At 74.6% G+C, this 13274-nt stretch carries 8 protein-coding genes; 6 read left to right on the top strand and 2 right to left on the bottom strand.

Translation table 11 applies throughout. The annotated features are described in order from the left end of the window. Nucleotides 1–13 precede the first annotated feature (13 nt). On the top strand, nucleotides 14–1951 hold the full coding sequence (locus tag GGQ55_RS18750; RefSeq protein WP_366489688.1) for an FUSC family protein: 1938 nt from the start codon (nucleotides 14–16) through the stop codon (nucleotides 1949–1951). A gap of 54 nt (nucleotides 1952–2005) precedes the next feature. Here the strand turns inward: GGQ55_RS18750 and argG are convergent, their stop codons facing one another. Then, entirely contained in the window at nucleotides 2006–3421 is a 1416-nt protein-coding gene (gene argG / locus GGQ55_RS18745; protein ID WP_179719308.1) for an argininosuccinate synthase, read from the bottom strand. 62 nt (nucleotides 3422–3483) lie between these two features. Here argG and GGQ55_RS18740 point away from each other — a divergent pair, with 62 nt between their 5' ends. The 5 genes from GGQ55_RS18740 to GGQ55_RS18720 all read left to right on the top strand — a co-directional run bounded on the left by GGQ55_RS18740 (nucleotide 3484) and on the right by GGQ55_RS18720 (nucleotide 12228). After that, the gene (locus GGQ55_RS18740) at nucleotides 3484–4449 is read left to right on the top strand and encodes an alpha/beta fold hydrolase (RefSeq protein ID WP_179719306.1); all 966 of its coding nucleotides are present in this window, start codon (nucleotides 3484–3486) and stop codon (nucleotides 4447–4449) included. A 105-nt stretch (nucleotides 4450–4554) separates the two neighbouring features. Continuing rightward, on the top strand, nucleotides 4555–5982 hold the full coding sequence (locus tag GGQ55_RS18735) for a WS/DGAT/MGAT family O-acyltransferase (RefSeq protein ID WP_218859343.1): 1428 nt from the start codon (nucleotides 4555–4557) through the stop codon (nucleotides 5980–5982). After that, the gene (locus GGQ55_RS18730) at nucleotides 5979–6995 is read left to right on the top strand and encodes an NAD-dependent epimerase/dehydratase family protein (protein ID WP_179719302.1); all 1017 of its coding nucleotides are present in this window, start codon (nucleotides 5979–5981) and stop codon (nucleotides 6993–6995) included. Before GGQ55_RS18735 ends, GGQ55_RS18730 begins: the two co-directional genes overlap by 4 nt. A gap of 53 nt (nucleotides 6996–7048) precedes the next feature. After that, on the top strand, nucleotides 7049–9310 hold the full coding sequence (locus GGQ55_RS18725; protein ID WP_179719300.1) for a glycerol-3-phosphate 1-O-acyltransferase: 2262 nt from the start codon (nucleotides 7049–7051) through the stop codon (nucleotides 9308–9310). Next, complete coding sequence (locus GGQ55_RS18720; RefSeq protein ID WP_179719298.1) at nucleotides 9307–12228, top strand: HAD-IB family hydrolase; 2922 nt, start codon at nucleotides 9307–9309, stop codon at nucleotides 12226–12228. Before GGQ55_RS18725 ends, GGQ55_RS18720 begins: the two co-directional genes overlap by 4 nt. A gap of 2 nt (nucleotides 12229–12230) precedes the next feature. Here the strand turns inward: GGQ55_RS18720 and GGQ55_RS18715 are convergent, their stop codons facing one another. After that, complete coding sequence (locus GGQ55_RS18715) at nucleotides 12231–13136, bottom strand: alpha/beta fold hydrolase (protein WP_179719296.1); 906 nt, start codon at nucleotides 13134–13136, stop codon at nucleotides 12231–12233. Nucleotides 13137–13274: the final 138 nt, after the last annotated feature.

The following is a 13274-nucleotide window of genomic DNA, read 5'->3' as shown; positions in this document are numbered from 1 at the left end:
GAAGCTCCGGATCGTGGCGGAGCGGGGTGTGCGGGCGCCGGCCTGGCTGGAGGAGCTGGTCCGCACCCAGCGCCCGCCGGTGCCGTGGCCCGACGTCGTCCGATTCGCCGTCACGATCCCGATGCCGCTGGCCGTCGCGCTGCTGGTGGGCGGCGGGCTCACCAACGGCCCCGCCCTCGGCGCCGGGGTGTTCGGGACGACGGGTGCGCTCGTCGGGACGATCGCCCCGCAGGACGGGCCGCTGCGGGACAAGCTGCGCCGGATCGCGTCCGCGGCCGGGTTCGGCGTGGTCGGCCTGCTCGCCGGGCAGTACGCGGAGGGCGGCGGCTGGCAGCCGGTCGTGGTCATCGCGCTGCTGTCGGCGCTGTCGGGGCTGCTCAGCGGGATCAACGCGGCGCTGTCGCTGGGCGCGCTGCAGCTGCTGGTCTACACGGCGCTCTCGTCGGGTCTGGTCACCCCGTTGCCGACCTACGCCGAGATCGGGTTCTTCTTCGCCGGTGCCTGCTGGGCGACGCTGACCACGCTGGTGCAGTGGTGGTTCGAGCCGGAGGATCCGGACCGCTCGGCCGTGGCGGCGGTCTGCACGAAGATCGCGGCGCTGCTCAGCGCCAGCGGCACCGACGCCGCCGACGACGCCCGCCGCGAGCTGACCACCGCGCTCAACGCCGGCTACGACCGGGTGATCCGCAGCCGCAGCCGCTCGGCCGGGCGCTCGCGCGAGCTGTCGGAGCTGGCCGGGATCCTCAACGCCGCGGCGCCCCTGGTCGAGGGGGCGGTGGCGGCCGCTCGGGCAGGGGTCGCGGCCGATCCGCAGGACGTCGCCGCGGTGACCGCCCTCGCCGCGGCCGTGCGCGGCGAGCGGGAGCTGCCGCCCGAGCGCCCGCCGGCGCTCGAGGAGGGGCCGCCGGGACGACGGGCGACCCGGCACGGCATCCGGCTGGTGTGGAACGTCGTCGGCGACCCCGAGGAACGCGCCGGGGCGGCGGTCGTGCGGGAGGACCTCGACTGGCGCACGCGGGCCCGCGACCTGGCCGACCGCACGATCGCCAGCCCGGAGAGCCGCTCGTTCGCCGTCCGGCTGGCGCTGTGCATGTCGATCGCCGAGGTCACCCGCCAGCTGCTGCCCATCCCGCGGCCGTACTGGGTGCTGCTCACCGTCGCGATCGTGCTCAAGCCCGACTTCGGCTCGGTGTTCACCCGGGCGGTGCAGCGCGGGGTCGGCACGGTGCTCGGCGTCCTGGTCGGGTCGCTGCTGCTGACCGTGCTCCCCCGCTCCCCCTGGATCCTGGTCGCGATGGCCGCGGCCGCGGCCGTGCTGCCGTGGGCGCGCGGGGCGAACTTCGGCCTGTTCTCGGTGTTCCTGACCCCGCTGGTCATCCTGCTGCTCGACCTCGCCGTCCCGAGCGGCTCGGGGCTGGTGGTCGCGCGGCTGCTCGACACGCTGATCGGCTGCGCGATCGTGCTCGTGTTCGGCTACCTGCTCTGGCCGCAGACCTGGCGGGCGCCACTGGACGAGGCGCTGCGCGCCGCCACGCTGGCGCTGGACGAGTTCGTCGCGGCGGCGTTCACCGGGACGCCGACCGAGCGCCGCCGCGCCCGCCGCCGCTGCTACCGGGCGCTGACCGAGGTGCAGACGCAGCTGCAGCGCCGGCTGGCCGAGCCGCCGCCGATCAGCACCCGGGCCGGCGCGTGGTGGCCGGTGATCGTGCAGCTGGAGCGGACCTCGGACGCGGTCACCGAGGCGGTCATCGCGATCCGCTCTGGCGAGCCCGCGCCGGACCTCGCGCAGGTCGCCGTCCTGCGCCGGGCGATCCGGCAGCTGGAGGACGACGTCCGTGTGCACCGGCTGCCCGACGACGCGGAGATCCTCGCCGAGGGCGTGCTCGCGCCCGTCGCCCGCGAGGTGGACGCCGCCCGCCGCCTGGTGAGAGAAGCCGCCCCCGGCCGGTGAGCTGCGCTTTATCGCGATAAAGCACGCGTGCTTCATCGCGATAAAGCGCGACGCTCAGTCGGTGCCGGACTCCATGGCGGCGCGGTCGAGCATCTGCTCCTCGTCGGCGGCGCGGCCGCGGGAGGCGATCGCCTCCGCGCCGCCCTCGGTCAGCGGCCCGACCAGCGCCTGGTGCGCGGTGCCGATCATGCCGACGGCGGCGTACTGCTCGAGCTTGGCGCGGGAGTCGGCGATGTCGAGGTTGCGCATGGTCAGCTGGCCGATCCGGTCCACGGGTCCGAAGGCGGAGTCCGTCGTCCGCTCCATGGACAGCTTGTCCGGGTGGTAGCTGAACGCGGGGCCGGAGGTGTCGAGGATCGAGTAGTCCTCGCCGCGCCGCAGCCGCAGGGTGACCTGACCGGTGACCGCAGTGCCCACCCAGCGCTGCAGCGACTCGCGCAGCATCAGCGACTGCGGGTCCAGCCAGCGGCCCTCGTACATGAGCCGGCCCAGCCGCCGGCCCTCGCTGTGGTAGGTCGCGAGGGTGTCCTCGTTGTGGATCGCGTTCACCAGCCGCTCGTAGGCGACGTGCAGCAGCGCCATGCCCGGCGCCTCGTAGATGCCCCGGCTCTTGGCCTCGATGATCCGGTTCTCGATCTGGTCGGACATGCCCATGCCGTGCCGGCCGCCGATCGCGTTCGCCTCGAGCACCAGGTCGACGGCGGAGGCGAACTCCTTGCCGTCGATGGTCACGGGCCGGCCCCGCTCGAAGCCGATCGTCACGTCCTCGGCGGGGATCTCGACCTCGGGGTCCCAGAACCGCACGCCCATGATCGGGTCGACGATCTCGATGCCCGCGTCGAGGTGCTCCAGCGACTTGGCCTCGTGGGTGGCGCCCCAGATGTTGGCGTCGGTGGAGTACGCCTTCTCGGTGCTGTCGCGGTAGGGCAGGCCGTGGGCGACCAGCCACTCCGACATCTCCTTGCGGCCGCCGAGCTCGGTGACGAAGTCGGCGTCCAGCCACGGCTTGTAGACCCGCAGCGACGGGTTGGCCAGCAGGCCGTACCGGTAGAAGCGCTCGATGTCGTTGCCCTTGAAGGTCGAGCCGTCGCCCCAGATCTGGACGTCGTCCTCGAGCATCGCCCGCACCAGCAGGGTGCCGGTCACCGCCCGCCCGAGCGGGGTGGTGTTGAAGTAGGCCCGCCCGCCCGAGCGGATGTGGAACGCCCCGCAGGTCAGCGCCGCGAGCCCCTCCTCCACCAGGGCCGCCTTGCAGTCGACCAGCCGGGCGATCTCGGCGCCGTAGGACGTCGCCCGCCCCGGCACCTTGTCGATCTCGGGCTCGTCGTACTGCCCCAGGTCGGCGGTGTAGGTGCAGGGCACCGCCCCCTTGTCGCGCATCCACGCGACCGCAACCGAGGTGTCGAGACCGCCGGAGAAGGCGATGCCGACGCGTTCGCCGACGGGCAGGGAGGTGAGCACCTTGGACACGAGAAAGAGTATGCACGACCGTGCATGGTCATGCAGAGGCGGGTCGGGGTATGACGGTGGCCATGCCTCCCGAACTCGTCCTCCCCAGCCTCTCCGACCCGCCGCCGCCGGGCTCGCGCACGGTGCGCACGGACGACGGGGTGGACCTGCACGTCGAGGTGGACGAGAACGACGACGCGGACGTCACGGTCCTGCTCGCGCACGGGTTCACCGCCCGGCTCGCCGAGTGGGAGCTGCAGCGGGAGGCGCTGCGCCCGCGGGCGCGACTGGTGCTGTTCGACCAGCGCGGCCACGGCCGGTCGAGCTGGACGGACCTCACGAAGGCGACGATCGACCGCACCGGCCGCGACCTCGGCGCGGTGCTCGACGCGACCACCCCCGAGAGCCCGGTCGTGCTGGCCGGGCACTCGATGGGCGGCATGAGCGTCATGGCGCTGGCCCGTCAGCGGCCGGAGCTGTTCGGCACGCGGGTGGTCGGCGTCTTCCTGCTCGCCACCTCCGCGGGCGGGCTGGTCGAGAAGGGGCTGCTCGGCCGGTCGGTCAAGGTCGTCCGCCTGCTCGGGCTGCTGCCGCTGTACCTGCGGCTGCTGCAGGCGCTCGCGCCGACGGTCGAGCGCCACCGGCGGCGCGGCACCCGGTTCGGCCGGTGGTTCACCCGCCGCTACCTGTTCGGCCGGGACGACGCCGACCCGCAGCACGTGCGCATGGTCCAGGAGCTGCTCGAGGAGACGCCGTACACGGTGAACGCCGCCTTCTACGCGACCTTCCTCGACCACGACGAGACCGCGGCGCTCGACGTCCTCGCCCGCGTGCCGGTCACGATCGTCGCCGGCTCGCACGACCGGCTCACCCCGGCCGCGCACGCCCGCGCGATGGCCCGGCGGCTGGGCCCGGACGCCGAGCTGGTCGTCGTCCCGGGCGCGGGGCACAGCGTCAACCTGACCCGCGCCGCCGTGGTCGACCAGGCGTTTCTCGGGCTGCTCGACCGCGTGCAGGGCGAACTGGACGACCAGCGCGAGGCCGGCTGAGTACGTGTTACCGGCGGGTACGGCTCGGGTTGCACACGCGGCCCTCGGCCCATAACTTCGGCGGCCAGGCGCGCGGAGACGGCAAGGGAGCTGATCGTGGACCGCATGAGCCCGACCGATGCCGGTTTCTACTACGCAGAGGGCGAGAACACCCCGCTGCACGTGGGATCGGTCGCCGTCTTCGAGGGCCCCGCGCCCTCCTACGGCGACCTCGTCCGGCTGCTGCTGTCGAAGCTGCCGCTGGTACCCCGCTACCGGCAGCGGGTCCGGGAGGTGCCGCTCAACCTCGGCCGCCCGATGTGGGTCGACGACCCGCACTTCCAGATCCTGTACCACGTGCGGCACACCGCCCTGCCCCGGCCGGGCAGCGACGAGCAGCTGCGCAACCTGGCCGGCCGCGTGCTCGGCCAGCGTCTGGACATGGCCAAGCCGCTGTGGGAGGTCTGGCTCGTCGAGGGCCTGGCGGACGACCGCTGGGCGATCATCTCCAAGGTCCACCACTGCATGGTCGACGGCATCGCCGGCACCGACCTGATGCAGGTGATCTTCGACCTCAGCCCCGACGTGAAGCAGGCCGAGCCCAAGGAGTGGACGGCGCAGCGCAGCCCCTCCTCGGCGGAGCTGCTGGCCGGGGCCGTCCAGGACGCCCTCGCCCACCCGCTGCGCCAGCTCACCGCGCTGCCCGGGTCCGGCACCGCGACCAGGACGGCGAAGGGGCTGCTCGGCTCGGGCAAGTCACTGGCCTCCAGCCTGCCGTCGCTGGCCCGGCAGGCCACCACCCCCATGGCCCGCACGCTCACCGGCCCGATCGGCCCGCACCGGCGCTGGGCGTGGACCGACGCGCAGTTCGAGGAGTTCAAAGCGGCCCGGACGGCGCTGGGCGGCACGGTCAACGACGTCGTCCTGACCGCGATCACCCGCGGGTTCCGCGACCTGCTGCAGGGCCGCGGTGCGCTGTCGGACAAGGCCGTCGTCCGGTCGATGGTGCCGGTCTCGGTCCGCCGTCCCGGCGAGCGCGGCTCCCTCGACAACCGGGTGTCCGCCGTGTTCGTCGACCTGCCGGTCGGCGAGCCGGACCCGGCCGAGCGGCTGGCCCGGATCCGCCGGCAGATGGACGACTACAAGCGCTCGATGCAGGCGGTCGACGCCCGCTCGATCATCGCGATGGCCGACTTCGTGGCGCCGACGCTGCTGTCCCTCGGCGTGCGGGCGGCCATGGAGCTGGGCCAGTTCTGGGCGCAGGCGGTGACCACGAACGTGCCGGGCCCGCGGGTGCCGCTGTACGTGCTCGGCAAGCGGATGGTCTCCGCGCACGCCTACGTGCCGATCGGCGGCGGCACCCGGGTGTCGATCGGGATCTTCTCCTACCTGAACACGATGACCTTCGGGATCAACGCCGACTTCGACGCCTTCCCGGACGTCGACGTCCTCGCCACGGGCATCCGGCGCGGCGTCGACGAGCTCACCGAGCTGGCCGGCAAGGCGCCGGCGAAGGAGAAGCCGGCCAAGGAGTCGGCGGCGGCCCAGCAGTGAGCCCCGAGCGGGGCCTGACCGTCGCCGTCACCGGTCCGACGGGCACGTTCGGCTCGGGACTGGTGCCGCTGCTGCAGGACGAACCCCGCGTGGAGCGGGTCCTCGGGCTGGCCCGGCGGCCGTTCGACCCGGCCGAGCGCGGCTGGACGAAGATGGCCTACCGCCGCGGCGACGTCCGCGACCCGGACACCCTGCGCGAGGCGTTCGCCGGCGCCGACGTCGTCGTCCACCTGGCCTTCCTGATCACCGGCAACGCCCCCCGGGAGACCGCCCGCGCGATCAACGTCGAGGGCACGCTCAACGTGTTCCGCGCCGCGGCCGAGGCCGGGGCGCGCCGGTTGGTCTACGCCTCGTCGATCGCCGCCTACGGCTTCCACCGCGACAACCCGATCGGGATGACCGAGGACTGGCCGGTGCGACCGGCGGCCCGGCTGTTCTACGCGCAGGAGAAGGCCGAGGTCGAGGAGCTGCTGGCGGCCGAGTCGGCCGAGCACCCGGAGCTCGACCTCTACCTGCTGCGGCCGCCGGTGGTGCTCGGTCCGAACACCGTCGGGGCCAAGGACCTGCTGCCCGGGCCGCTCGCGCCCCTTGGCCGCCGGCTCGCCGAGGCGGCCAACCGCCGGCTGCCCGTCCCGGTGCCGGTCGTGGTGCCGAGGATGCCGGTGCAGTTCGTGCACGAGGACGACGTCGGCCGGGCCCTGCTGCTGTGCGCGCTCGGCGAAGGGCCGCCGGGGGCCTACAACATCGCCGGGGACGGCGTGCTGACCGCCGTCGACGTCGCCCGCGAGTACGGGGCGCTGCCGATCCCGGTGCCGGCCGCGCCGGCCGAGCTCGCCGCCCGCGCGATCTCGCGGCTGCCCTTCCTGCCCCCGGCCGCCGAGTGGGTGGAGGCGTTCAGCCACCCGGCGATCATGGACACCACCAAGGCCCGGGAGCGGCTAGGTTGGCGGCCTCGCTACAGCGGCCTGGAGGCCCTGCGCGCCACCCTGCGCACCGACCCGGGTGATCGGTGATCGGGTCGCGGCTCCCCGGGTCGGTGTGGGATCGGCTCCTCCCGAGGAGAGGCATGACCGCACTGTCGAGCCGGACCGACACCCCACTCCTCGTGCTCACCGACGCCAGGAGCGAGGTGGAGCGGCGCCTGCTGACCGAGGCCCTGGGCGAGCTCGACGGCGGTGCCGACGCCGCGGTCCTGCCGCTCCACGGCGACGCGCTGCGCGACCTGCTGCCGACGGCCGGTCCCGAGACCGTCGTGACCGCCCTGCGGGTCGCCTGGCGCCCGCGGCAGACCGACGAGGGGCAGGGGCGCCGCCGGGGGCGGCGGGCCCGGCTCACCTCGGCCGCTCCCCCGATCCCCCGCCGGCCGCCGCGGCCGATGCAGGCGGCGGCGCTGCGCCGCGATCCCGAGCGCGCGCGGGTCGTCGTCGCCGAGCCGGCCACCGTCGCCGAGCTCGCCCGGCGCTGGGACGGCGCGGGATCGCTGGCCGGCTTCGTCGCCGCCCAGGCCGAGCTCGCCCTCGACCGCGCCGAGCGCAGCGTCGTCGGTGACCGGGTCAAGGTGCCGCGGCAGGTCGTCGAGGCGATCGAGGCCAGCCCCGAGTTCCACCGTGAGGTCCGCGCCCTCGCCGAGCGGCTGGAGCGACCCGAGGACGAGGTCCTCGCCGAGGCGGTCGCCGACCTGCACGGTCTGGTCGCGGCCATCGACCCGGCCGCGGTGGAGCTGTTCCGGTCGATCTTCCGGCCGCTGCACGCCCGCGCGTGGACCGTGGACGCCGACACCGCCGGGCTGGCGCGGCTGCGCGAGCTCAACCGCCGCGCCCCGCTGGTCTTCCTGCCCAGCCACCGTTCCTACGTCGACCCCCTCGTCCTGGCCGACGTCCTCGCGCGCCACGACTTCCCGCGCAACCACGTGCTGGGCGGGGACAACCTGAGCTTCTGGCCGCTCGGGTCGCTGGCCAAGCGCGCGGGCATCGTCTTCATCCGCCGCACGTTCGGGGACGACGGGGTCTACAAGCTCGCGGTCCGCGAGTACTTCGCCTTCCTGCTGGCCAAGCGGTTCAACCTCGAGTGGTACATGGAGGGCGGCCGGTCGCGCACCGGCAAGCTGCGCCCGCCGCGGCACGGCCTGCTGCGCTACGTCGCCGACGCGGTGGAGCGCGGCCGCGTGGACGACGTCTTCGTCGTCCCGGTCTCGATCACCTACGACCAGCTGCGCGAGGTCTCCCTGATGGCCGCCGAGCAGCGCGGCGCCGCCAAGCGCGGCGAGGGGCTGTCCTGGCTGGCCACCTACGCCCGCGAGCAGGTGAGCACCCCGCTGGGGACGGTGCACGTGTCGTTCGCCGAGCCGCTGTCGCTGGCCGCGGCGCTGCAGGCGGGCGCCGACCCGACGGACCCCGACGCACGACGGCTCACCCTGCAGAAGGTGGCCTTCCAGGTCGCCGTCGGGATCAACTCGGTCACCCCCGCGACGGCGACGGCGCTGATCACCGTGGCGCTGCTCGGGGGTCAGGGCCGGGCGCTGACGCTCGGCCAGGTGCAGCAGGTGGTCGCGCCGCTGGTCGGCTACCTGACCGAGCGGGACCTGCCGCACTCCGGATCGGTGCTCGGCACCGCCCGCGGGGCACGGCGGGTGCTCGGGGCGCTCGCCCAGCAGGGGGTCGTGACCGTGTACGAGGGCGGCGAGGAGCCCGTGTACTCCATCGAGCGGGGGCAGCACCTCGTCGCGGCGTTCTACCGCAACAGCGCCATCCACCACTTCGTCGACCGGGCGATCGCGGAGCTGGTGCTGTTGCACGACCCGGCCGATCGCTGGGACGAGGCGTTGCGGCTGCGCGACCTGCTGAAGTTCGAGTTCTTCTTCCCCGAGCGCGACGCCTTCCGGGAGCGGCTGTCCGCCGAGCTGGCGCGGCTGGACCCGGACTGGGAGACCGCCGACGGCCGCGAGGTCCTCTGCCGCGCGCCGCTGCGGGTGGCCCACCGGGCGCTGCGGTCCTTCGTCGAGGCCCAGCTCGTCGTCGCCGAGCGGCTCGCGGCGCGCAACCCGCGCACGCCGGTGGTCGAGTCCGACTTCCTGGCCGAGTGCAGCGGCGTGGGCCAGCAGATGCTGCTGCAGGGCCGGCTGAGCAGCCCCGAGTCGCTGTCCCGCGAGCTGTTCGGCTCCGCGCTGCGGCTGGCGGCCAACCTCGACCTGGTCGACCCCGGACGGGAAGATCTCGCCCGACGCCGGCAGGAGTGGGCCGCCCAGGTCCGCGACGTCGTCGCCCGGGTCGTGGTGATCGGCGAGCTGGACGCCGCCGCGCAGCGGGAGATCGTGGGAGCGCAGCAGTGACGAACGGACAGCCGACCGCCGGCGTGTGGACCGAGGAGCAGCTGGTCGCCGACGTCGCCGCGTCGCCGCCCGGGCCCCGGGTCGCCGCCTTCTTCGACTTCGACGGCACGGTCATCGACGGCTACTCGCTGGCGTCCTTCGCCCGGCACCACCTGCGCTCGCTCGACGTCACCCCGGCCGCCCTCGGCGAGCTGCTGCTCATCGGCCTGCGCGGGGTGACCAGCGAGGAGGACTTCGAGCGGCTCACCGTCGTCGGCATGCGGGCCTGGGCCGGGCGGACCGAGGACGAGCTGACCGAGCTGGGCGAGCGGCTGTTCGTCCAGGGCATCGCCGGTGCTCTCTACCCGGAGGCCTGGCGGCTGGTCGAGGCGCACCTCGACGCCGGCCACACGGTCGTGCTCGCCTCCTCGGCCACCCGGTTCCAGGTCGAGCCCGCGGCCCGGGCGATGGGCGTCGAGCACGTGCTGGTCTCGCCGGTCGAGATCGTCGACGGCGTGTGCACCGGCCGCCCCGGCGGCGCGCTGCTCTGGCGGGCGGGCAAGGTCGCCGCGGTGCAGGCCTTCGCCGAGGAGCACGACATCGACCTGGCGCAGAGCTACGCCTACAGCAACGGCGACGAGGACGTGCCCTTCCTGCGCACCGTCGGGCGCGCCCGCGCGCTCAACCCGGGCCGCGACCTGGCCGCCGCCGCCCGCCACTACTCCTGGCCGATCGCCCGCTTCCGCCGGCGCGGCCGGGGCGGTCCCATCGAGATCGCCCGCACCGCCGCGGGGGTGGGCGGGATGCTCGGCGGGTTCGCCGCCGGGCTGGCCGTGGGCTCCCTGAGCGGATCACGCCGCGAGGCCGTCGACCTCGGCATCACCCTCGCCGGCGAGCTCGGCAGCGCGCTGGCCGGGGTCCGCCTCGAGGTCCAGGGCGCCGAGCACCTGGCCGCCCGCCCCGCCGTCTTCCTGTTCAACCACCAGAGCCAGCTCGACGTCCTGGTGCTGGCGAAGCTGCTGCACGGCGGGATCACCGGGGTCGCGAAGAAGGAGCTCGCGCACGCCCCGGGCTTCGGGCTGGCCTTCCGGCTGGCCGACGTCGCCTTCGTCGACCGCGGTGACAAGGACCAGGCGCGCAAGGCGCTCGAACCGGCCGTGCAGCGGCTCAAGGAGGGCCTGTCGCTGGTGATCGCGCCGGAGGGCACCCGCTCGGCCACGCCGTCGCTCGGCCCGTTCAAGAAGGGCGCCTTCCACGTCGCGATGCAGGCCGGCGTGCCGATCGTGCCGATCGTCATCCGCAACGCCGGCGAGCTGATGTGGCGCGGCGCGGCGACGCTGCACCCGGGGACCGTGCAGGTCCGCGTCCTGCCGCCGATCCCCACGGAGGGCTGGAGCCCCGAGGGCCTCGACGAGAAGGTCGGCGAGGTCCGCGCGGCCTACGTCGACGCGCTCGCCCACTGGACCGGCCGCAGCGGGCAGCCGGTCGACGTCCACGAGCCGACGGCGAGCATGGACGGCCCCCCGCCGCCGGCCGCGCCGCTGGACTGGGGCATCTCCGCGGAGATGAACCCCCTGGAGACGGCGATGTGGCGGGCCGAGGCCGCCGACCCGCGGCTGCGCGCCAACGTCGCCCTGCTGGAGATCCTCGACTCCGCGCCCGACTGGGAACGGCTGCGCGGCGCGCACGAGTGGGCGTCGCGGATGGTGCCGCGGATGCGCCAGCGGGTCGTCGAGCCGGCGCTCGGCCTGGGCGCACCGCGCTGGGTCACCGTGGCCGAGCTCGACCTCGACCAGCACGTGCACCGCGTGGTGCTCGACCCGCCCGGCGAGATGCGGCAGCTGCTCGACGTGGTCGGCCAGTTCATCTCGCGGCCGCTGGACCGCGACCACCCGCTCTGGCAGGTGCTGCTCGTCGAGGGCCTCGCCGACGGCCGCGCCGGCTACGTGGTGAAGACCCACCACAGCACGACCGACGGGCTGGGCGCGGTCCAGCTGATGAGCCGGCTGCACAGCCACTCGCCCGAGCACGACCCCTCCCGGCCCGAGCCGCCGGTGCCCGCGCCCGAGGAGGTCACGCCGCTGGAGGTGGCCGCCGAGCACGTCAGCGACGTCGTCCGGGCCGCCCCGCTCGCCGTGCTCCGCGGCGGTGTCGGGGCGCTGGGCGGGCTGCTCCGGCCCCTGGACGCGGCGAGCGCCGCCGTCGACACCGTCGTCGGGACCGCGCGCTCGGCCACCCACAGCCTCGGCGCCCACGGCGGCTCCGAGCTGCTGACCCCGCGCGGCGGCGACTGGCACCTCGAGGTGCTCGAGGTGCCGCTGGCCGACCTCAAGGCCGGGGCCAAGGCCGGCGGCGGCTCGCTCAACGACGGCTACCTCGCCGCGGTCGTGGGCGGCTTCCGCCGCTACCACGAGCGGCTCGGCGCCCCGCTGGGCGGCCTCACGCTCGGCATCCCGATCAGCCTCCGGGCGCAGGACGACCCGCAGGGCGGCAACCGGTTCACCGGCGCACGCTTCACCGCCGACCTGGCCGAGGCCGACCCGGCGGCCCGCATCGCGGCGGTCCGCGAGTTCGTGCTGTCGGTCCGCAGCGCAGGTTCCGGCGGTGCCTCGGCGGTCAACGACCTCGTCGGCCCGGTGCTCGGCTGGCTGCCCGCACCGGTCCTCGGGGCCGTCTCCGGCGCGCTGACCAGCGGCAACGACGTCCAGGTGTCCAACGTGCCCGGGGTGACCCAGCCGGTGTACATCGCCGGCTCGCGCATCGAGCGGATGTTCCCGTTCGGGCCGCTGCCCGGCTGCGCCGCGATGGTCACCCTGCTCTCGCAGGAGGGCACCTGCTGCATCGGGATCAACCTGGACTCGTCCGCCGTGTCCGACCCGGCCGGGCTGGTCGCCGACCTGCAGGCCGGGCTCGACGAGATCGTCGCGCTCGGGCGCTGACCTCAGGCCGGGGACGGCGTCCCGGCGGTCGCCTCGAGCCAGCCGAGCACCTCGGCCGCGACGCGGTCGGGCACCTCCAGCTGCGGCACGTGGCCGACGTCGGCGAGCTCGACGTAGGTCCAGTGCGGGTGCGCCTCGGCGACCGAGCGGGCCGCGGCCACCGGGACGAGCCGGTCGCGGTCGCCCTGGACCAGCAGCACGGGCACCCGGATGGCCGCCATCGCGCCGCGGTAGGGCCGCGGGTCCACCAGGATCTTCAGCAGCGACCGGGCCGCGACGAGGAACGCCTTGTCCATGCCGGCGACGTCCTGCCGCTCCTCGAGCAGGGTGACCGACCGGTCGATCACCTCGGCGGGCAGCTCGTCGGGGTCGACGCCGACCAGCCGCAGCATGTCCCGCACCCGCTGCAGCGGGGTGGACCGCTGGCGGCGCAGCCACAGGAACCGCTCCCCCACGAACGGCAGCGCGTAGAGCAGGAACTGCCCGGCGACCACGCCGTCGAGCGACCGCCGCCCGCCGGGCAGCGCCGGGTCGAGGAGGACGACGCCGCGCACCGCCCGCGGTGCGGACGCCGCGGTGAAGATCGAGATCATCCCGCCCATCGAGTTGCCGACGAGCACCACCGGCGCCGCGGCGACCTCGCGCAGGAACCGCCGCAGGACGGCGACGTTGGCCTGCACCGTGGCGCGGCGGCTGCCCGGCTCGCTGCGGCCGAACCCGGGCAGGTCGAGCGCGAGGACCCGGCCGTGCGGCGTGAGCAGCGGGGCCAGCAGGTCCCAGTTGAGGTGCGAGCCGCCCAGACCGTGGACCAGCACGAACGTGGGCCCGTCGGGGTTGCCGCCGAAATCGACGTAGTGGACCGGGCCGTCCCAGTCGAGCGTGGCGCTGGTGCCGAGCTGAGCAGTCATCGTCTCTCTTCCTACCCCGGGCGCGAACCGCCCCACTCCCGCGGGTCGAGCGCCACCATGGACCTCGACGTGTTCTGCATCACAACTTCATGTCGAGACGTTGTCGCCGATAAGAACGGAGTGTGACGGGCGCCCCAT

Source organism: Petropleomorpha daqingensis (assembly GCF_013408985.1).
Classification (GTDB): Bacteria; Actinomycetota; Actinomycetes; order Mycobacteriales; family Geodermatophilaceae; genus Petropleomorpha; species Petropleomorpha daqingensis.
Note: the sequence above shows the minus strand (reverse complement) of the source record. Positions and strands in the feature narration are given on the sequence as shown.

What these genes read in the sequence shown, in the direction of transcription:
- GGQ55_RS18740 (WP_179719306.1), top strand. Translation starts at nt 3,484, where the DNA reads ATGCCTCCCGAACTCGTCCTCCCCAGCCTCTCCGACCCGCCGCCGCCG.
- GGQ55_RS18735 (WP_218859343.1), top strand. Translation starts at nt 4,555, where the DNA reads ATGAGCCCGACCGATGCCGGTTTCTACTACGCAGAGGGCGAGAACACC.
- GGQ55_RS18725 (WP_179719300.1), top strand. Translation starts at nt 7,049, where the DNA reads ATGACCGCACTGTCGAGCCGGACCGACACCCCACTCCTCGTGCTCACC.
- GGQ55_RS18715 (WP_179719296.1), bottom strand. Translation starts at nt 13,136, where the DNA reads ATGACTGCTCAGCTCGGCACCAGCGCCACGCTCGACTGGGACGGCCCG.